The following is a 19,156-nucleotide window of genomic DNA, read 5'->3' on the forward strand; positions in this document are numbered from 1 at the left end:
TTCGTGAGTTCGGTTATGACGATTTTAAGATGAGGCTTTGACTTTGGAGGGGCTGTTGCACGAAGTTGTTTTGACTCCGTACAACAGCCCCTGTTCGTGTTAGCGCTCAAGGCGCCCCTACCACCGCTTTGCGGTCCCCCTCCCCCGTGTCGCACGGGGGAGGCTTTTCGTTATGGCATATTAGCTTCCCCCGTCGCAACGGGGGAAGTGGCGAACGCAGTGAGCCGAAAGGGGCGCTCATGCAACAGCCCCTTCTTTTTGAATCTGTATATGTTCAGGACTTTTTGATTGGGAATCCAACTAAATAAAAATAGTTATTAAAAAGTATAAATTTCTGTTGACAAGAAAAATCACCTGTGATATGATAAAGCCACATTAAGGACATACGCAATCGTTCGAAGCGAGAGCGGTTGGTTTACTATCAAAGGAGGATATTCAATGTCACTCATCAACAAGGAAATCAGCGATTTTAAGGTGCAGGCATTCCAGAAGAAGGCGGGCGCAGCACAGGGCGAGTTCGTCGAGTACACGAAGGACAGCATCAAGGGCAAGTGGAGCGTGTTCTTCTTCTATCCGGCGGACTTCACGTTTGTCTGCCCGACGGAGCTGGCGGATCTGCAGGAGCAGTACGGCGAGTTCCAGAAGATCGGCTGCGAGATCTTCGGTGTTTCCTGCGACACCCACTTCGTTCACAAGGCATGGCATGAGAGCTCCGACCTCGTCGGCAAGCTGACCTACCCGATGCTCGGGGATCCGACGGCGAAGCTCGCACGTGACTTCGAGGTCTACATCGAGGAGGCGGGGCTTGCCGAGCGCGGCACGTTCGTTGTGAACCCCGAGGGCAAGATCGTTTCCTATGAGGTGAGTGCGGGCAATGTCGGCCGCAACGCGCAGGAGCTTCTCCGCAAGGTGCAGGCGCTTCAGTTCGTCGCTGAGCACGGTGATGAGGTTTGCCCTGCGCGCTGGAAGCCGGGCGAAAAGACGCTCAAGCCGAGCTTCGACCTCGTCGGCAAACTCTAAGAGACTGATTGGGCACTTCGCGAGGGGACTTGCGAGGTGCTTTTTCCTATGGAATCGCTGATGAATGTATTTATGGAAGCACTGATAAATTCAGCACCGCCATCTTAGCGCATCTTTTTTGCCCGCACTTCGTCGGCAAATCCTCCACATAGCCTCTGCTATGCGTCCGGTTTGCCTCCTAGTTCGGACGAAAAATCTACGCCAATCTGACGGACTTCATTTTATCAGCGATTCCTTATCAGTAATTTTCTGTGATACGTATAAAGAGGTGCTTTGGTGGATAAAATGTATGATGCCGTCATTGTCGGCGGCGGTCCTGCGGGACTTTCTGCCGCCATCTATCTGGCACGGGCGAAGTGCAAGGTGCTCGTTATCGAAAAGGACAAGGTCGGCGGGCAGATTACAATCACAGCCGATGTCGTGAACTATCCCGGCACGGGCAAGGTCAGCGGCTCCGAGCTTGCGGCACAGATGGAGGAGCAGGCGCGCGGATTCGGCGCGGAGTTCGTCACGGCAGAGGTCATCGGTCTGAAGCTCGATCAGGACATCAAGGAGCTTGAGACGACGGCGGGCACGGTCGAGGCGCTGAGCGTCATCCTCGCGACGGGCGCAAACCCGCGCAAGGTGGGCTTCTACGGCGAGAAAAAGTTCCAGGGGCGCGGCGTTGCCTACTGCGCGACCTGCGATGCCGAGTTCTTCACGGGCATGGACATCTTCGTTATCGGCGGCGGGCTTGCGGCGGTGGAGGAGAGTATGTTCCTCTCGCGCTACGGCAAGTCCGTCACGATGCTCGTGCGCAGCGACAAGTTCCGCGCGCCGCAGACGGCGGTGGACGCGCTCGCGAACTATCCGAACATCAAGGTGCGTTTCAACACGGTGGTGGAGCGCGTCGGCGGCGAGACGATGATCTCCTATGCCGATTTCCGCGATGAGACGACGGGCAAGGTCGAGCACTATATGGCGAAGGACGGGGAGACATTCGGTGTCTTTGTCTTTGCCGGATATATCCCGAACACGGGGCTCTTCCGTGAGCAGATCGCGCTGAACGAGCAGGGCTATGTCATTACGAACGAGGAGAAGGAGACGAATATCAAGGGCGTCTTTGCGGCGGGCGATGTCTGCATCAAGACGCTTCGTCAGGTCGTGACAGCGGTCTCCGACGGCGCTGTCAGTGCAGTTGCGGCGGAGCGTCATGCGGCAGCGCTGCACGATCGTCTGAACATCCCTGCGTTTGCGCGCGCAGAGGTGGATGCAAAGCGCTTTGAGCAGCGTAAGGCATCCATCGAGAAGGAAGCGGCAGAGGGAAATGAGACGAATTTCATCTCCGCTGATATTCGCGAGCAGCTGGCGGCGGTCTTTGATAAATTTGAGACTTCGGTCAAGCTCGTCGGTCACTACGACGACGGCGATCTCTCGCGCGAGCTGCGCGGCTTTATGGATGAGTTCGCGGGTCTCACGGATAAGGTCAGCTATGAGGAGCGCGAGGATGCGGACGGGCAGCCCGGCATCGAGGTTCTGAGAGGGGACGGCACGCCGAGCGGCATTACATTCCACGCCGTGCCGGGCGGACACGAGTTCAACTCGTTCATCCTCGCCCTCTACAATGTGGCAGGCCCCGGTCAGGAGCTGCGGGACGAGACGCGCGCGAAAATTGAGCAGATTTCCGCGCCCGCCGATGTCAAGGTACTCATGTCTCTGTCCTGCACGATGTGCCCCGATGTAGTCGCCGCCGTGCAGCGCATTGCCGCGGAGCGCGCGGATGTGCGCGCGGACATCTTTGACATCCGCTACTTCCCCGAGCTGAAGGAGAAGTACAGCGTGATGAGCGTCCCCTGCATGATCGTGGGGGAGGACCTCTTCTTCGGCAAGAAGAATATTGACGAGGTCGCTGACATTTTGGTCAATCGCGGCTGAGCAAGCCCACCGTCCGCGCCCCTGAGCAAGGCGCAGATGGGCGGCGGGATTTGCCCTGCTGATTGATATAATCTGTGTATTTGTATTTGTGTATTGTAAAAAGGAGAGCATCATGGAACTCAAGGGATCACAGACGGAGAAGAATCTCTGGGCGGCATTTGCCGGAGAGTCGCAGGCGCACACGAAGTATCTCTACTACGCGTCGCAGGCGAAGAAGGATGGCTATGTCCAGATCTCGAACATCTTCAACGAGACGGCGGTCAACGAGAAGGCGCACGCAAAGATCTGGTTCAAGCTCGTCAGCGGCATTGGCGACACGAAGGCGAATCTCGCCGCTGCTGCTGCGGGCGAGAATGAGGAGTGGACGAGCATGTACCCCGAGTTCGCACGCGTGGCGCGCGAGGAAGGGTTTGACAAGATCGCCCGCCTCTTCGATGCTGTCGGCAAGATCGAGAAGGAGCACGACGCCCGCTACAAGCTTCTCCTGCAGAAGGTGGATGAGGGCACGGTGTTCCAGCGCGATGAGAAGATTATCTGGCAGTGCCTCAACTGCGGCTATGTCTGCGAGAGCCCGAAGGCGCCGATGAAGTGCCCCGTCTGTGAGCACCCGCAGTCCTTCTTCCAGCAGGTTGTGCAGAATTACTGAGCTGTTTGGCTGTGATAGAAAAGGAGCTGTTGCACGAAGGTTTTTGGCTTCGTACAACAGCTCCTTTGTTGTGTTACTGGCGCCCCTTCCACCGCAAGCGATCCCCCTCCCCCGTTGTGAACGGGGGAGGCTATGCATTACGGCATATTAGCTTCCCCCGTCCGAGACGGGGGAGCGGTCAACCTCTTCCAATCACACTTCGCCTTTCGGCTTGTGTTCTTGGGAGGTTTTCCCATACGACCTGTTGCCCAATCAGCTTCGTCCTACGGACTTGCTTCTTGGACAGGTCAGTAAGTGGCGAACGCAGTGAGCCGATAGGGGCGCTCCGAGAGCAGATGTTTTTGCAGGAGGATAAAATGACCCGAAGAAAATTCGATCTGTCCGCCTATCTCGTGATTGGCCCGGAGAATACGGAGGGGCGTCCCGTGGCGCGCATCATCGCTGAGGCTGTGCGTGCGGGCTTCACCTTTGTTCAGATTCGTGCAAAGCACGCGGAGGCGCGTGAGATCATCGAACTCACGCGAGCGGCTGCGGATGTGATCGCGGCACAGGAGAAGTCGGACTCTGTGGCACTCGTCATAAATGATCGTCTCGATGCCGTACTCGCGGCACGGGAGCAGGGGATCGTGGTGGACGGTGTGCATGTGGGGCAGGGGGATATACCGCCCGATGTCTGCCGCAAATACCTCGGTGCGGATGCGATTGTTGGGCTCTCTGCGCGCACAACCGATTTGCTCGACTATGCGGTGCACTGTGATACCGCGTGCATCGACTACTTTGGCGCGGGGCCGCTCCACGCGACGCCGACAAAGCCCGAGGCGGGACGCACGGCGACGGGGGAGATTGTGACGCGCAGCCTCGACGAGCTGACGCAGCTGCATCGCGTGAGCCCCGTGCCCGTCGTCGTGGGTGGTGGGGTCAAGGTGTCCGACCTCCCCGCACTCAGGGCGACGGGGGTCGAGGGCTTCTTCGTCGTCAGTGCCGTTGCGGGGGCAGCACATCCCTACGCCGCCGCAGAGGAGATGGTGCGCGTCTGGCGCAGGTAGGAGATTTTTGTACTGCAGGGGCGCCCCTATCGGCTCACTGCGCTCGCCACGGGGGAGGGGGACCGCGTAAGCGGTGGAAGGGGCACTTTGAGCGTCCGGAAATTTTTACTCATAATATTTCAGCAGACTCTGCGTGCCGTCCGCACCGCCGCCGCGCTCCTCGAGCGTGCGCGCCTCACGCAGCACCTGCTCCAGTACGGGCAGAGTCACGCCGTACTCCTTGGAGGTCTCCGCACCGATCGTCATATCCTTGACGAAGTGCTTTATCATAAATCCGGGGTCAAAGTTCCCGTCGAGTGCCATACGTACCATATTGGACATTTGGAAGCTCGCCGCCGCACCGCCTGAGATGGATGCAAAGACCTTCTCCACATCGAGCCCCGCCGCGCGCGCATAGGCGAATGCCTCGCACGCACCTGCGAGCGTGCCCGCAATCGCAATCTGGTTCGCCGCCTTGGTCTTTTGTCCTGCGCCCGCTGCGCCCTCGTAGACAATGTTCTTGCCCATGGCGGCAAAGACGGGTTCCATCGCATTGAAGGCATCCTCATCTCCGCCGACGAGAATGTTGAGCGTGGCATTGCGTGCGCCCATATCTCCGCCCGTGACGGGGGCGTCAAGTGCGTGAATGCCGCGCTTCTTTGCTTCTGCATAGATGCGCTCGGCAAGGGAGGGAGAGGAGGTTGTCATATCGGCGGTGTATGCTCCCGACTTGAGGTTTGCAAGGATGCCGTCCGTGCCGAGGTAGATCTCCTCCACATCCTTCGGATAGCCGACGATGGTGATGACAGCATCCTGACCGCGTGCGCATACGCCGGGGCTGTCGGCGTACTTTGCGCCGCGCGCGACGAGTGCATCCGCCTTCGACTTCGTGCGGTTGTAGACCGTGAGTTCATAGCCCGCATCCATGAGATGTCCCGCCATCGCGGCGCCCATAATGCCGAGTCCGATGAATCCAATTTTTTTCATTGTGCATTCCTCCATTTCGTATCGCTTCTCTGCGTTCAGTGTAGCATAAAATTCTAAAAAAGTCTGGTGTATTTCATTTTATCAGCAATTCCTTGAGCGAAAATGCAGAATCTGATACAATGAGCGCAGGAGGGGATACCTTGGAACAGGCAAAGAAACACGATCGCAAGATCATGATTACGGATATTGCGATTGATAAAGTTCCGCTTGTTGAAGTGCCTGGGCTTACTCGAGATGAATGCGAGATGATCGCTTGCGAACACAAGCATTTGTTGCGGACAGCAAAGGATAGCAATAACAGTGATGAAGTTTCGATTATAATAAAACTGTGAAGCTGCTGAAGCAGCGTTACGATCAATACAATACAGATGCGATTACGCACGACGCCGCAGTAAAGATGTTTTTGCAAGAATGTGGAAAAGGAGGTCTTTCTTATGCCAAGGGTTAATGGACTATATATGAATGACAGGGCAACAAAACAGGAACTCGGCGCATTGATAAAAGATATGGCAGAGAGAGATAAGCCTGTCGATTTTAGAGAGGACTATGACAGCCTCAGCGCACTCTCTGCAGCGAGTAACACCTTGCATAAAATAAATATTCGTCAGGGAATCGCTGATAAAATGAAGTCCGTCAGATTGGCGTAGATTTTTTCGTCCGAACAAGGAGGCAAGCCGGACGCATAGCCAAAGCTATGTGGAGGATTTGCCGACACAGTGCGGGCAAAAAAGATGCGTCAAGATGATGGTGCTGAATTTATCAGTGCTTCCTCAGGTACAGCGTCAAGCCCGTATATCAGAGATGGGGGCTCTTTGACCCTTGATCGTGATGAAACTGAACATGAAAGCACTTTGCGCATTGCAGAGTGCTTTTTTACAAAACATATCATACAATCCTGCAAAAAGCAGGATTTTTTTGATGAATTCCGAATTTTATAGGTATAAGAATGATACGGTATATCAGGAGGGAGGATATCTTATGCGGCTCGAGTTTTTGGGCGCGGCACACGTCGTCACGGGTTCATGTTATCTGCTTCATGTGGGCGATCACAGGTATCTTGTGGACTGCGGCATGTATCAGGGAACGCGTCGTCTGCGCGAGATGAACTATGAGGACTTTCCGTTCAATCCCGCCGAGATCGAGGCGGTCTTTCTGACGCACGCACATATTGATCACTGCGGGCGCATTCCGCGTCTCGTGCGCGAGGGCTTCCGCGGGAAGATCTATGCGACGCGCTCCACCTGCGATCTCGTCCGCATCATGCTGCCCGACTCGGCGCATATTCAGGAAAGTGATGCGGAACTCTTCAACCGAAAGAATGCACGTCGCAGCGAAGCACCCATCTCGCCGCTCTATACACAGGCGGATGCCTTTGCCGCGCTCGAGCTGTTCGAGCCTGTTGCATATCAGTCCACGCTCTCCGTGGACAATCTGCGGCTCACCTTCCGCGACGCGGGGCATATTCTCGGCTCGGCGATTCTCGAGATTGTGGTGGAGGAGAACGGGCAGGAGTCGAATCTGGTCTTCTCGGGCGACCTCGGGCAGCCGAATCAGCCCATCCTGCGTGACCCTGATACGATTGCGGGAGCGGATTTCCTGCTTGTCGAGTCCACGTACGGTGACCGCATTCATCGCGACTACGACAAGGAGACGGCACTGCTCGAGGTGATCCGCGATACGATGGATCGCGGCGGCAACGTCATCATCCCGTCGTTTGCCGTGGGGCGGACGCAGACACTTCTCTACTACTTTTACAATCTGTGGAAGGCGGGGCGGCTCGACGGGGACATCCCGATCATCATTGACAGCCCGCTTGCGATTCAGGCGACACGCGTCTTTCTGAAAAACTATGAGGACTTCGACGAGGAGACGATTGCGTTCTTCGGTGAACAGGGGAAGATTCCCTCATTTCCGCAGGTGCGCATTGCAGAGACGGCGGCAGAGTCGCGTGCGCTGAACTCTGCGGAAGGCTCTGCAATCATCCTCTCTGCCTCGGGCATGGCGGATGCGGGGCGCGTCCTGCACCATTTGAAGCATAATCTCTGGCGACCCGAGTCCACCGTGCTCTTCGTCGGCTATCAGGCGGAAGGAAGTCTCGGGCGGCGTCTCGTTGACGGCATCAAGCGCGTGCGCGTGCTCGGTGAGGAGATCGCAGTCAAGGCGCAGATTCAGGTGCTCGAAGGCTTCTCGGCGCACGCGGACGCAGAGCAGATTGTCGACTGGATGCGGTCGATCAAAGATCCCCGCCCTGCGAAGGTCTTTCTCGTTCACGGTGAGGGACAGGCGCAGGAGGCGCTTAAGGAACGGATTCAGGAGGAACTCGGGCTTGAGGTGTATGCGCCCTTCCTCGGCGACATTGTGACGATCCAGGGGCGGAGTGCCAATCTCATCCACTCGAATATCCCATCTGTTTCGGTCGAAGCGGAGATGGAGGATGTCATGCGCGACTTCGATGCGGAGTACCGTCAGCTGCGCAAGGCAGTCATCCGCACGGTTGTGCGTCAGCCGAAGCTCATGGAGCCGATCATCCGCACGCTGCAGAAGGCTCGCAACTACTTCAAGAAACTCGCCGCGCCCTATAATATTTGAGTTACATTTAGGTTCGTTAGTCAAAAATTGGATATTGCAGAACTGTGTTCCTTGCACTTGCATAGTACTGTGAAATACGTTAAAATAGGGAAGCCTCAAAAGGCTTTCCTATTTAATATATGTGAAATGAATAAAGTCCGTATGATTTCATATGGATTCGGATAGGTGGTGTTATTTTGGAATCCCCATTTCGTGTCGGGGTGGATGTCGGGTCGACAACGATTAAGTTGGTTGTGCTCGGACAGGAGCATGAGATCCTCTACAAGAACTATGCACGCCATTTTTCCGAGATCGGCAAGGCGCTGCAGGAGAATCTGGCGCAGCTGAGGGACGTGGTGGGCGAGGCGAAATTCTCGTTTGCACTCACGGGCTCGGCGGGCATGGGCATCGCGCAGCGCATCGGACTGCCGTTTGTGCAGGAGGTCATTGCCTGCGCCTCCGCCGTGCGCCGCCTCATTCCGGAGACGACGACGGCGGTCGAGCTCGGCGGCGAGGATGCCAAGATCACGTATTTCGGCGATGCCCCCGAGCAGCGTATGAACGGCGTCTGCGCGGGCGGTACGGGCTCGTTTATCGACCACATGGCGTCGCTGCTCTCGACTGACCCACTCGGGCTGAATGCACTCGCGGAGAAGGGCAAGCGCGTCTATGCGATTGCCTCGCGCTGCGGCGTATTCGCGAAGACGGACGTGCAGGCGCTCATGAACGACGGTGCAGCAAAGGCGGATATCGCACTTTCCGTCTTTCAGGCGGTCGTTAACCAGACCATCGGCAACCTCGCGCAGGGGCGTCCGATCGGTGGCAATGTTGCCTTCCTCGGCGGACCTCTGCATTTCCTCCCGGAACTGAAAAAACGCTTTATCGAGACATTGAAGCTCGATGACGAACACGTTGTCGATGTGGATTATGGCAATTATTTCGTCGCAGTTGGCGCGGCGCTCTCCGACGATGCCGGAGCAACCGATATGCGGGAGATGGAGGCGTGCATTGCGCGTGCGGAGGAGGCTGCGGCAGCGGAGACGCGCACGGCGGACTTCACGCTGTTCAAGGGGGCGGAGGACTATGCGGCGTTCCGTGCGCGGCATGACCGTGACCGCGTGAAACGCGGCAGTCTCGCGGACTATCGCGGCGCAATTTATATCGGCATCGATGCGGGCTCGACGACGACAAAGCTCGTCGCCATCGGCACGGACAAGCAGCTGCTCCACACGTCCTACGGCAGCAACCACGGTTCACCGCTTCAGTCGGTTGTCCATGCGCTGCGGGATTTCTATGCCGTTATGCCTGTGGGGACGCATATCGCAGGCGCGATGACGACGGGCTACGGCGAGGCGATTGTCAAGGCGGCGCTTCACGCGGACGGCGGCGAGGTCGAGACCTTTGCCCATCTGCGCGCGGCGCAGGAATTCTGCCCCGATGTCAGCTTCGTGCTCGACATCGGCGGTCAGGATATGAAATGCTTCTTCGTGCAGGACGGCAGCGTCGGCAATATCACGCTGAACGAGGCGTGCTCGGCGGGCTGCGGCTCCTTCATCCAGAACTTTGCCGAGGGGCTGCACATGACGCCCGCAGAGTTTGCGGGCAAGGCGGTGGATGCGAAAGCCCCCGTCGATCTCGGCACGCGCTGCACGGTCTTCATGAACTCGAAGGTCAAGCAGGCGCAGAAGGAGGGGGCGGAGGTCGCCGACATCTCGGCAGGCATCGCGCTCTCGGTCGTCAAGAACGCGCTGTTCAAGGTCATGCAGCTCAAGGATGTCTCCGCGCTCGGCGACCACATTGTCGTGCAGGGCGGGACGTTCTACAACGACGCCGTGCTGCGCGCACTCGAAAATATCATCGGCAAGGATGTCATCCGTCCCGATATCGCGGGGCTCATGGGCGCGTATGGCGCGGCAATCCTCGCACTTGAGACGGGCACGGAGCGCTCGACGCTGCTCAGCGCGGATGAACTCGGCACATTTGAGACGAAGACGAGCTCCTATCGCTGCGGCAAATGCGGGAATAAATGCCTCATCACGATGCAGCAGTTCCCGAACGGCGAGCGCTACTTTACGGGCAATCGCTGTGAGCGCGGCATCGGCGGCGAGAAGCGCGCAGACGATACGCCGAATATCTACAAGTTCAAATATCGCCGTGTGTTCAAGCACTATAAGTCTCCGGCAGAGCCTCGGCGCGGGCGCATCGGCATCCCGCGCACGCTCAATATGTACGAGGACTATCCGTTCTGGTTCACCTTCTTTGATCGGCTCGGCTACGGGGTCGTGATCTCGGGCAAATCATCGCCGCAGCTCTTCTACAAGGGCATGGCAACGATTCCGTCGGACTCGCTCTGCTACCCCGCAAAGCTCGCGCATGGGCATATCGTCGACCTCATCGAAAAGGGCGTCGATACGATTTTCTACCCCTGCGAGCCGCACAATATGGACGATAAGCCGGATTCCTCGGCAAATAATTTCAACTGCCCGATTGTAGCCTCCTATGCAGAGAACATCCGCATCAATATGGATATTCTGCGCGAGAGGAACATCCGCTTTATCCAGCCGTTCCTGCCGATCAATGACAGGGGGCGCATGATCGAGCGCCTCGTGGAGGAGTTCGGAAAGCCCGAGGGCATTGGGAAAAAGGAGATTACGGCGGCTGTCGATGCGGGCTACGCCGAGATCGAGCAGTACCGTCAGGATGTCCGCGACTACGGTCAGCAGATTCTCGACCGCATTGCGCAGACGGGCGAGCACGCAATCCTCCTCGCGGGGCGTCCGTATCATGTCGACCCCGAGATCAATCACGGCATCCCCGAGATGATCCAGTCCTACAAGCTGCCGATTCTCTCCGAGGATGCGGTCTATCACATCCCCGTGCAGGAGCGGCGCCTGCAGGTCGTCAACCAGTGGAGCTACCACGCGCGCCTCTATCACGCGGCGCAGTTCGTCGCCGAGCATCCGAATGTGACGCTCATCCAGCTGAGTTCCTTCGGTTGCGGACTCGACGCGCTCACGACGGCGGAGGTGCGCGAGATTCTCGAGTCGCACGAGCGCATCTACACAATGATAAAGCTGGACGAGGTGTCGAACCTCGGCGCGGCGCGCATCCGTCTGCGCTCGCTGATTGCCGCACTCGCGCGCAGGGAGAACCCCGCCTATCACGAGGTACCCGTCATCGAGCGTCCGCGCTTTACCGAGGACTGCAAGAAGACACATACGATCCTTGCGCCGCAGATGGCGCCGATTCACTTCGAGCTCTTCCGCACGACGATGCGGAAGCACGGTTACAATGTCGTCATCCCGCCCATGCCGGACAAGGCGTCCATTGATCTGGGGCTGCGCTACGTGCACAACGATATGTGCTACCCCGCAATCGTCGTCATTGGGCAGCTGCTTGCAGCGCTCAAGGCGGGGATGTGCGACGCGGATCACACGAGCATTGCGCTCTTTCAGACATGCGGCGCCTGCCGTGCGACGAACTATCTCGGTGTCCTGCGCAAGGCACTGCGCGATGCGGGCTTCCCGAACGTCGCCGTCTTTGCCGTGCGCGGTCTGCCCGAGGAGACGGACAGCTTCGCCTTTAGCCGCGAGATGATGGTGGACGCCATCAAGGCGGCGGTCTATGGCGACCTGCTCATGAATGTACGCAACCGCATGATGCCGTACGAGCTTGTGAAGGGCGCGACGCAGGCGGCGTATGATAAATGGATGGCGCGCGCAAAAGAAGAGCTGGAGCACGGCAGTGTGTTCAAGTTCCGCCGCATGGTGAAGGACATTGTGCGCGACTTCGACCACATTCCCATCGACGAGCAGCTGTGGAAGCCGAAGGTCGGCATTGTCGGAGAAATCCTTGTGAAATACCATCCCGTTGCGAACAACGACATCGAGAAGGTGCTGATGGGGGAGGGGGCGGAGGTCGTCATGCCGGACTTCGTGGACTTCTTCCTCTACTCCGCATACGATCCCATTGCGCAGCACAAGCTGCTTGCGGGCTCGTACAAGGATCGCCTCTACGGGCGCATGTTCATCAAGGTGATCGAGTTCTTCCGCGCCCCCATGCGCAAGGCGCTGAAGGAGAGCCGTCACTTCCGTCCGCCGCAGTCCATCGACCACACGGCGGAGCTCGCGGCGCGTCATGTCAGCCTCGGCAATATGGCGGGCGAGGGATGGTTCCTCACGGGCGAGATGGTGAAGCTCATCGAGGAAGGCGTGCCGAACGTCGTCTGCCTGCAGCCGTTCGGCTGTCTGCCGAACCACATCACGGGCAAGGGTGTCATGCACGATCTGCGCAAGGCATATCACGGGGCAAACATCACGGCGATCGACTGCGATGCGGGATCGAGTGAGGTCAATCAGCTGAACCGTCTGAAGCTCATGCTCGCCGTTGCAAAGGAGCGCCGTCCTGCGGGAGTGGGGGCATCCGCACCAGTGGCGGAGATGGCGCAGAGAAACTAAATATTTATTTGGGAGTTATGCTTTCGGGCGTAACTCCTTTTTTGTTACAAAAACATGTTCCGCGAACAAAAAAACGCGAAAAATGTGTTCGAACCTATTGACCGAACATTTTTTCTGTGCTATTCTATATCCGAACAGAAGTTTTGAGAATGTATATGCGGATATAGGAAGCTTTTACATAGCGGAGGGATAAAGATGAAACGCATCGGTCTTGTTCTAAGTGTATTTGCTCTCATCTGGATGGGCGTCTCCGCCCTTCACCTGACGAATCCATATCTGCGCTCGTCCGACTTCATTGAGGTATCTGTATCGCGCGGCGAGAATGTCTGGACGATCGCGCGTAAGTACACGACAAAGGAGACGATGGCAGAGCAGCTTGAGGAGGCGATCATCGAGGTGAATGGGCTCACACCGGATGGTGCTGTCGCTGCGGGACGACGTCTGCAGATTCCTGTGCTGGAGCCTGCCGAACAGCTGCAGGCGATGGCAGAGCACAAATCCCTTGACACAGCCGCCCGTGCGCCTTATAATGACGTTACCGATTAGGGTGGAAACATATAGCCTTGTCCCTAGGGGATGGATTTCCTATCCCAAGGGGCAAGGCTTTTTGTATTAGGAGATACTGATAAAATCAGTAGATCCTATATCTTGAAGGGAGAGCGTTTATGATAAAGCTGACACTGCCGGATGGCTCGATTCGTGAGGCAGAGGCGGGAACGACGCTGATTGACGTTGTCAAGGGAATGAGCAATTCACTCGCAAAGAAGGCTCTTGCGGCAAGTCTCGACGGCAAGACCGTTGATCTGACGACGCCCGTGACGCATGACGCTGCGTTTCAGGTACTGACCTTTGAGGATGCGGGGGGACGTCATGCCCTGCGCCATACCGCTGCGCATATCATGGCACAGGCGGTCAAGCGCCTCTATGCGGACAGCAATGTGCAGCTCGCCATCGGCCCTGCCATCGAGAACGGCTTCTACTACGATTTCGATATGGAGCGCCAGCTGACGGATGCAGACCTGCGCGACATTGAAAAGGAAATGAAGAAGATCGTCAAGGAGAATCTGAAGCTCGAGCGCCGCGAGATTTCGCGCAATGAGGCGATCGAATATTTCCGCGCAAAGGGCGAGAATTACAAGGTGGAGCTGATCGAGGATCTGCCCGAGGACGAGACGATCACCACCTATACGCAGGGCGAGTTCACGGATCTCTGCGCGGGGCCGCACGTCATGTCCACGGGCAAGGTCAAGGCATTCAAGTTGCAGAGCGTCGCGGGCGCATACTGGCGCGGCAGCGAGAAGAACAAGATGCTGCAGCGCATCTATGGAACTGCGTTCGATAATCAGGCGGAGCTTGACGCCTATCTCCATATGCTCGAGGAGGCAGCAAAGCGCGACCACCGCAAGCTCGGCAGGGAGCTGGATCTCTTCAGCCTGCATGAGGAGGGACCGGGCTTCCCGTTCTTTCATCCGAACGGCATGCTCCTGCGCAATGCGATTCTCGAATATTGGCGTGAGGTACACTGCCGCTACGGCTATCAGGAGATCAGCACGCCTGTCATCCTGAGCCGCAAGCTCTGGGAGACCTCGGGGCACTGGTTCCACTACCGCGAGAATATGTATACGACCGAGATCGACGAAGAGGACTATGCAATCAAGCCGATGAACTGCCCCGGCTGTATGCTCGTCTACCGCTCGCAGCTGCACAGCTACCGCGATCTGCCGCTGCGCCTCGCAGAGCTCGGTCTGGTGCATCGTCACGAGCTCTCGGGAGCCCTGCACGGACTCTTCCGCGTGCGCAACTTCACGCAGGATGACGCGCATCTCTTTGTCACGCCCGATCAGATCGAGGGCGAGATTCAGCACACGATCGATCTTTTCGATGAGGTCTACCGCACGTTCGGACTTTCGTACAAGGCGGAGCTGTCGACGCGTCCCGAGGACTCGATGGGCTCGGATGAGATGTGGGAGCTTGCAACGGACGGTCTGCGCAAGGCGCTCGAAAACCGTGGGCTCGACTTCGTCATCAACGAGGGTGACGGTGCGTTCTACGGTCCGAAGATTGACTTCCACCTGCGCGACTCCATCGGACGTACATGGCAGTGCGGCACAATTCAGCTCGACATGAGCCTGCCCGAGAAATTCGACCTGACCTACGTCGGCGAGGACGGGGAGAAGCATCGCCCTGTCATGCTGCACCGCGTTGTCTATGGCTCGATCGAGCGCTTCATCGGCATCCTGATTGAGAACTATGCAGGTGCGTTCCCCGTATGGATGGCACCCGTGCAGGTGCGCATCCTGCCGATCACGGAGCGTCACGCAGCGTATGCGGAGCAGCTGCGTCAGCAGATGTTCGACCTCGGCTTCCGCGCTCTTGTCGATGGCCGCAACGAGAAGACGGGCTACAAGATCCGCGAGAGCCAGGTCAAGAAGACCCCATATACCCTCGTCGTCGGCGACCAGGAGCAGGAGAATCATACGGTTGCCCTGCGCAAATACGGCGAGAAGGACAGCACGGTCATGTCGGTGGAGGACTTCATCGCGCTCATGCAGGAAAAAATTGCGACACGCGCGCAGGAGTATTGACAAGAGCATAGGAACTGTGGTAGTATGACTTCTGTTACAAGCAGAAGCCACCGCTTCTCACCTGCGGACAGATTGTGCGTCGGGTCGAATGAAAGATATTTCACGAGATTTTCAGGGTGGCTTCGTGCCGCCCTTTTCTATTGCCGGATGGCGTTCTGCGTGCATCCGAACCAGGAGGTGTTCTTGCCATAAGCAGGGAATCTTTGCGAATCAATGAGGAAATCCATATCCGTGAGGTGCGTGTCACCAGCGCGGAGGGAGAACAGCTTGGCATCATGCTGACGCGCGACGCCCTTCGCATGGCGGAGGAGCAGCATCTCGACCTGGTCGAGGTTGCGCCGAAGGCAAAGCCGCCCGTCTGCCGCATCATGGACTTTGGTAAGTTCCGCTATGAGCAGCAGAAACGCGAGAAAGAAGCGAAGAAGAAGCAGAAGACCATCAGCATCAAGGAGGTCAAGCTGCGTCCGAACATCGACGAACACGACTTCAACGTCAAGCTGAAGAATGCGCTCCGCTTTGTCGAAGAGGGCAACAAGGTCAAGGTGACGATCATGTTCCGCGGCAGAGAGCTCTCTCATCCGGAACTCGGACGTGCGGTTCTCGACCGCGTTGCCGAGCGGATGACCGAGCTTGTGACCATTGAACGCGGTGCGAAGCTGGAGGGGAAGAACATGACGATGATCCTGTCCCCGAAGGTGCAGAAGCCCGCGAAGACGGCCAAACCCGCGAAGGAAGATAAAGGAGGAAATGGCGATGCCGAAGATTAAAACGCGCCGCGCAGCAGCAAAGCGCTTCAGCGTGACAGGGAGCGGAGAGTTCCGCCGCAACAAGGCGTACAAGAGACATATTCTGGAGAAGAAGACGCCGAAGCGCAAGCGCAACCTGCGCAAGGCTGCCCTTGCCGATACGTCGGACTACAAGCGCATCCGCAAGATGCTCCCCTACGCATAACTGGGGCAACGAACAAAATTCCCATGTGGGTAGGAACTAGGAGGAAATGCAATGCCAAGAGTTAAAAGCGGTGTCACAGCACATCGTCGTCATAAGAAGATCCTGAAGCTCGCAAAGGGCTATCGCGGCTCGCGCAGCAAGCAGTTCAAGAAGGCAAATGAGACCGTCATGAAGGCGCTCTACTATGCGCGCCGTGACCGTCGTGCGAAGAAGGGGACGTTCCGCCGTCTCTGGATCGCCCGTATCAACGCGGCTGCCCGCGCCAACGGTATTTCGTACAGCCGCCTGATGGCAGGTCTGACGAACGCCGGCGTCGAGGTCAACCGTAAGATGCTTGCCGACCTCGCCATTGCGGATGCGGCTGCCTTCACGCAGCTCGTGAGCGTGGCGAAGGAGAATCAGTAAGAAGAGGATGAGCCTGATGAATGCAACGATTCATCAGGCTCTTTTTTGCGATGAAGAACATACAGAGAATTACAAGTGCGGCGAATCCGTTTGTACGGCTCGTCTCAGCCGTTGTGCATACGCAGCGCCGCGCGGCAAAAGAGGGGCTCTTCACGGTCGAGGGACTGCGCATTGCGGAGATGGCTGCATCGTCCGACTGGCGCATCCGTCACGCGTTCGTGACAGAGCGCGCGCTGGCAGGCGAGCGCACGCGTGCGCTCGTGGAGCTGCTCGTCGAACGGGGCATACCCGTTGCGCTCGTCAGTGAGACGATCTTTTCGACGCTTGCCGAGACGGAGCATCCACAGGGGATTGTGCTGCTCGCGGAGCGCAGGGAGCGGGGGGCGTTGGACGCGCTCGCTGCGGGGCGCAGTGCGGACGAGCCGCCGCTCTACATCGCGCTCGACCGCGTGCAGGATCCCGGCAACGTCGGGACGATCCTGCGCACGGCGGACGCTGTCGGCGTGACGGGTGTCATCCTCCTGCGCGGTTCGGCAGATATCTACAGCGGCAAGGTTATACGCGCGACGATGGGTTCTCTCTTTCACGTTCCCTTCGTCACAGGTGTGACGGCGGAGGAGCTCGCGGGCTTCGCACAGAAGGAGGACTTGCAGCTCCTTGCGACCGCGTGCGATGAGACCGCCGAGACACATTTTTCTATGGACTTTCGGCGCGGCACTATCGTCGTCTTTGGCAACGAGGCGAACGGCGTATCGGAGGAGATTCTGAACGCCTCACAGCATATCTACATTCCGATGCGCGGGTCTGCCGAGTCATTGAACGTTGCGACGGCAGTGACCGCCGTTTTGTACGAGGCGCTGCGTCAACGCTGTTGGGAAGGGAATCCATAGGAAGAGGGCTTGATCTGTGTGAAGACCAAGCCCTTTGTGCATGTGATTCCTTACTTCGGCAAGAGCGACACAAGCTGATCCTTCGAGATGAGACCGAGCGACTCGTTAACAGCCTCGCCGTTCTCAAAGAAGATGAGGATTGGGAGGCTCATCACGCCGTATTTTTCGGCAATATCCTGCGCCTCATCTACATTGATCTTGCAGATTTTGATATCCGTGCGCTCTGCGGCAATCTCCTCAAGAACGGGTGCAAGCATACGGCAGGGCGTGCACCAGGTCGCCCAGAAATCCACGATGACAAGCCGATCTGACTGCAACACCTCGGCATCAAATGTCTCACTTGTCAGTTCTATAATTTCCATGATATGAATCTCCTCCGCTATCAATTAGAATCTTTCTTATTTATCATAAACAAATTATATCATTTTTTCAAGGGATATAGGAGAAAAATCCTGAATTTAATCTTGTATGATACTATGGTGCTTGAATCGGGGATTGTTCGGTTGCGCGTAGGGGCGAAAAGGTATATAATATCTCGAAAGGGATTATGTATGTGAATTGAGAAAACGTGCGTGAAAAGTGAGGAAAGGGAATATGAGCGGGAAGAAGAGAATTACGCTGAGCCCTGTGCTCAAACAGCATAAGTTCATCTTTGATCTGATGAAGAATACGACCTCTGATTACAGCTTTATGATGGATCCGATCGGTGATGTCTTTCTTGCATCTCCGATGTTCGCTCAGACCTACGATCTCCCCGCAGAGACGATTGAGCATATTGCAGACGTGTTGAGTCCGTTGGTCTATCTGCAGGATCGTAAGTCCTTAGTGAAGCTCTTCTCCTCTCTGAATGATCTGTCGGATGGGCGTGAGCGACATCTTGACTTCCGCATGCGGGATGTAAAGGGCGACTATTCGTGGCTGCGGCTCAGGGGAAAGATTGCACTGTCCGAGGATGGCGTACCGAATCTCTTCGTTGGGACGATCAGTCAGCTCGCGCGCCGCAACTCTGCAGACTCTGTTACGGGGCTGCTCAACCGCTATCAGTTCATCGAGGATCTTGGGACTGCATTGCGTGAGGCGCGTGAGAGCGGCGGCGGTGGCGGACTCCTCGTCATGGGCATCGACAATTTCCGTACGGTCAATGAGGCGTTCAACCACGAGATCGGCGATATCATCCTGCGCCAGATCTCGGAGCGCATCCTTCAGAATATCCCGCGCAAGCTGTCTCTCTATCGCCTCGACGGCGATGAGTTCGGGCTGATCTATCCCGATGCCGATGAGGACATGCTCACGGAGTTCTTCATTCGCGTGCAGCGCGAGTTCGCCCATCCGCAGGTCTATGACGGACGCCAGTACATCGTCACGGTATCGGCGGGCATGGTGTTCTACCCGCAGTCGGCGCGTGACCCGCTCGTCCTGCACAAATATGCGCAGGCGGCTCTTGATGCGGCAAAGTCGGGTGGGAAGAATCGCATCAACGAGTTCTCGAAGGAGGTCTACAACCGCTGGCTGCGCTCCCTGACGATACAGGAGCAGATTCTCGATGATGTCAAGGCGGGCTGCCGTAACTTTGAACTCTATTTCCAGCCGCAGGTAGCGGGCGACGATCAGCACGTTGTCGGCGCGGAGACGCTGCTCCGCTGGAAGAACAGCAAGGGACGCATGGTTGCGCCGATGGAGTTTATCACCATCTTGGAGGAGACCAAGA

General features: G+C 57.2%; 18 protein-coding genes and 1 pseudogene. 16 read left to right on the plus strand and 3 right to left on the minus strand.

Translation table 11 applies throughout. The annotated features are described in order from the left end of the window. The first annotated feature begins 438 nt into the window (after positions 1 to 438). Complete coding sequence (gene ahpC, locus AXF19_RS08940; RefSeq protein WP_066847865.1) at positions 439 to 1,020, plus strand: alkyl hydroperoxide reductase subunit C; 582 nt, start codon at positions 439 to 441, stop codon at positions 1,018 to 1,020. Between the two features lie 70 nt (positions 1,021 to 1,090). Here the strand turns inward: ahpC and AXF19_RS15390 are convergent. After that, positions 1,091 to 1,198, minus strand: a pseudogene (locus AXF19_RS15390) (secretion protein HlyD); the annotation flags it as partial. Between the two features lie 107 nt (positions 1,199 to 1,305). On the opposite strand from AXF19_RS15390, the gene AXF19_RS08945 reads away from it, so the two are divergent. The 3 genes from AXF19_RS08945 (at position 1,306) to AXF19_RS08955 (ending at position 4,626) form a co-directional block, all read left to right on the plus strand. Further along, on the plus strand, positions 1,306 to 2,934 hold the full coding sequence (locus tag AXF19_RS08945) for an FAD-dependent oxidoreductase (protein ID WP_172837420.1): 1,629 nt from the start codon (positions 1,306 to 1,308) through the stop codon (positions 2,932 to 2,934). A gap of 112 nt (positions 2,935 to 3,046) precedes the next feature. Then, positions 3,047 to 3,580, plus strand: a complete 534-nt coding sequence (rbr, locus tag AXF19_RS08950; protein ID WP_009439770.1) for a rubrerythrin — start codon at positions 3,047 to 3,049, stop codon at positions 3,578 to 3,580. Between the two features lie 356 nt (positions 3,581 to 3,936). Then, on the plus strand, positions 3,937 to 4,626 hold the full coding sequence (locus AXF19_RS08955) for a thiamine phosphate synthase (protein ID WP_066847871.1): 690 nt from the start codon (positions 3,937 to 3,939) through the stop codon (positions 4,624 to 4,626). A 105-nt stretch (positions 4,627 to 4,731) separates the two neighbouring features. On the opposite strand, the gene AXF19_RS08960 is transcribed toward AXF19_RS08955, so the two are convergent. Further along, positions 4,732 to 5,592, minus strand: a complete 861-nt coding sequence (locus AXF19_RS08960) for an NAD(P)-dependent oxidoreductase (RefSeq protein WP_066847873.1) — start codon at positions 5,590 to 5,592, stop codon at positions 4,732 to 4,734. Positions 5,593 to 5,732: 140 nt separating this feature from the next. Between AXF19_RS08960 and AXF19_RS08965 the strand changes: the two genes are divergently transcribed. The 11 genes from AXF19_RS08965 (at position 5,733) to AXF19_RS09010 (ending at position 17,448) form a co-directional block, all read left to right on the plus strand. Further along, positions 5,733 to 5,924: a hypothetical protein gene (locus AXF19_RS08965; RefSeq protein WP_066847876.1), complete on the plus strand. Its 192-nt coding sequence runs from the start codon at positions 5,733 to 5,735 to the stop codon at positions 5,922 to 5,924. Positions 5,925 to 6,050: 126 nt separating this feature from the next. Continuing rightward, positions 6,051 to 6,239: a hypothetical protein gene (locus AXF19_RS14350; RefSeq protein ID WP_216634928.1), complete on the plus strand. Its 189-nt coding sequence runs from the start codon at positions 6,051 to 6,053 to the stop codon at positions 6,237 to 6,239. A gap of 84 nt (positions 6,240 to 6,323) precedes the next feature. Further along, the gene (locus AXF19_RS14725) at positions 6,324 to 6,530 is read left to right on the plus strand and encodes a hypothetical protein (protein WP_216634929.1); all 207 of its coding nucleotides are present in this window, start codon (positions 6,324 to 6,326) and stop codon (positions 6,528 to 6,530) included. A 40-nt stretch (positions 6,531 to 6,570) separates the two neighbouring features. After that, positions 6,571 to 8,181 carry an MBL fold metallo-hydrolase RNA specificity domain-containing protein gene (locus AXF19_RS08975; protein WP_066847884.1) on the plus strand — a complete coding sequence of 537 codons (1,611 nt, stop codon included), beginning with the start codon at positions 6,571 to 6,573 and terminating at the stop codon, positions 8,179 to 8,181. A gap of 176 nt (positions 8,182 to 8,357) precedes the next feature. Continuing rightward, positions 8,358 to 12,617, plus strand: a complete 4,260-nt coding sequence (locus AXF19_RS08980) for a 2-hydroxyacyl-CoA dehydratase (RefSeq protein WP_066847887.1) — start codon at positions 8,358 to 8,360, stop codon at positions 12,615 to 12,617. Between the two features lie 195 nt (positions 12,618 to 12,812). After that, the gene (locus AXF19_RS08985) at positions 12,813 to 13,163 is read left to right on the plus strand and encodes a LysM peptidoglycan-binding domain-containing protein (RefSeq protein WP_066847890.1); all 351 of its coding nucleotides are present in this window, start codon (positions 12,813 to 12,815) and stop codon (positions 13,161 to 13,163) included. Between the two features lie 119 nt (positions 13,164 to 13,282). Next, positions 13,283 to 15,202: a threonine--tRNA ligase gene (gene thrS / locus AXF19_RS08990; protein ID WP_066847893.1), complete on the plus strand. Its 1,920-nt coding sequence runs from the start codon at positions 13,283 to 13,285 to the stop codon at positions 15,200 to 15,202. 203 nt (positions 15,203 to 15,405) lie between these two features. Beyond that, positions 15,406 to 15,969 (plus strand): translation initiation factor IF-3, encoded by a 564-nt coding sequence (gene infC / locus AXF19_RS08995; RefSeq protein WP_009439762.1) that lies wholly within the window; start codon positions 15,406 to 15,408, stop codon positions 15,967 to 15,969. Then, positions 15,956 to 16,153 carry a 50S ribosomal protein L35 gene (gene rpmI, locus AXF19_RS09000; RefSeq protein WP_006693988.1) on the plus strand — a complete coding sequence of 66 codons (198 nt, stop codon included), beginning with the start codon at positions 15,956 to 15,958 and terminating at the stop codon, positions 16,151 to 16,153. Before infC ends, rpmI begins: the two co-directional genes overlap by 14 nt. Positions 16,154 to 16,204: 51 nt before the next feature. Then, positions 16,205 to 16,558 (plus strand): 50S ribosomal protein L20, encoded by a 354-nt coding sequence (gene rplT / locus AXF19_RS09005; RefSeq protein ID WP_066847896.1) that lies wholly within the window; start codon positions 16,205 to 16,207, stop codon positions 16,556 to 16,558. A 50-nt stretch (positions 16,559 to 16,608) separates the two neighbouring features. Continuing rightward, a complete protein-coding gene (locus AXF19_RS09010; RefSeq protein ID WP_066850169.1) occupies positions 16,609 to 17,448 on the plus strand; it encodes a TrmH family RNA methyltransferase in 840 nt (279 codons plus the stop codon). Between the two features lie 50 nt (positions 17,449 to 17,498). Here AXF19_RS09010 and trxA read toward each other — a convergent pair whose 3' ends face one another. Further along, positions 17,499 to 17,810: a thioredoxin gene (trxA, locus tag AXF19_RS09015; protein WP_066847899.1), complete on the minus strand. Its 312-nt coding sequence runs from the start codon at positions 17,808 to 17,810 to the stop codon at positions 17,499 to 17,501. A 232-nt stretch (positions 17,811 to 18,042) separates the two neighbouring features. Here trxA and AXF19_RS15400 point away from each other — a divergent pair. Next, a partial coding sequence (locus AXF19_RS15400) for a sensor domain-containing diguanylate cyclase (protein ID WP_237141558.1) occupies positions 18,043 to 19,156 on the plus strand: 1,114 nt, incomplete at its 3' end.

Source organism: Selenomonas sp. oral taxon 126 (assembly GCF_001683335.1).
Taxonomy (GTDB): Bacteria; Bacillota; Negativicutes; order Selenomonadales; family Selenomonadaceae; genus Centipeda.

Bases quoted from the DNA above. Each gene is read 5' to 3' on its own strand.
- ahpC (WP_066847865.1), top strand. From the start codon at position 439: ATGTCACTCATCAACAAGGAAATCAGCGATTTTAAGGTGCAGGCATTC.
- AXF19_RS08945 (WP_172837420.1), top strand. From the start codon at position 1,306: ATGTATGATGCCGTCATTGTCGGCGGCGGTCCTGCGGGACTTTCTGCC.
- rbr (WP_009439770.1), top strand. From the start codon at position 3,047: ATGGAACTCAAGGGATCACAGACGGAGAAGAATCTCTGGGCGGCATTT.
- AXF19_RS08955 (WP_066847871.1), top strand. From the start codon at position 3,937: ATGACCCGAAGAAAATTCGATCTGTCCGCCTATCTCGTGATTGGCCCG.
- AXF19_RS08960 (WP_066847873.1), bottom strand. From the start codon at position 5,592: ATGAAAAAAATTGGATTCATCGGACTCGGCATTATGGGCGCCGCGATG.
- AXF19_RS14350 (WP_216634928.1), top strand. From the start codon at position 6,051: ATGAATGACAGGGCAACAAAACAGGAACTCGGCGCATTGATAAAAGAT.
- AXF19_RS14725 (WP_216634929.1), top strand. From the start codon at position 6,324: ATGCGTCAAGATGATGGTGCTGAATTTATCAGTGCTTCCTCAGGTACA.
- AXF19_RS08975 (WP_066847884.1), top strand. From the start codon at position 6,571: ATGCGGCTCGAGTTTTTGGGCGCGGCACACGTCGTCACGGGTTCATGT.
- AXF19_RS08985 (WP_066847890.1), top strand. From the start codon at position 12,813: ATGAAACGCATCGGTCTTGTTCTAAGTGTATTTGCTCTCATCTGGATG.
- thrS (WP_066847893.1), top strand. From the start codon at position 13,283: ATGATAAAGCTGACACTGCCGGATGGCTCGATTCGTGAGGCAGAGGCG.
- rpmI (WP_006693988.1), top strand. From the start codon at position 15,956: ATGCCGAAGATTAAAACGCGCCGCGCAGCAGCAAAGCGCTTCAGCGTG.
- rplT (WP_066847896.1), top strand. From the start codon at position 16,205: ATGCCAAGAGTTAAAAGCGGTGTCACAGCACATCGTCGTCATAAGAAG.
- AXF19_RS09010 (WP_066850169.1), top strand. From the start codon at position 16,609: ATGAAGAACATACAGAGAATTACAAGTGCGGCGAATCCGTTTGTACGG.
- trxA (WP_066847899.1), bottom strand. From the start codon at position 17,810: ATGGAAATTATAGAACTGACAAGTGAGACATTTGATGCCGAGGTGTTG.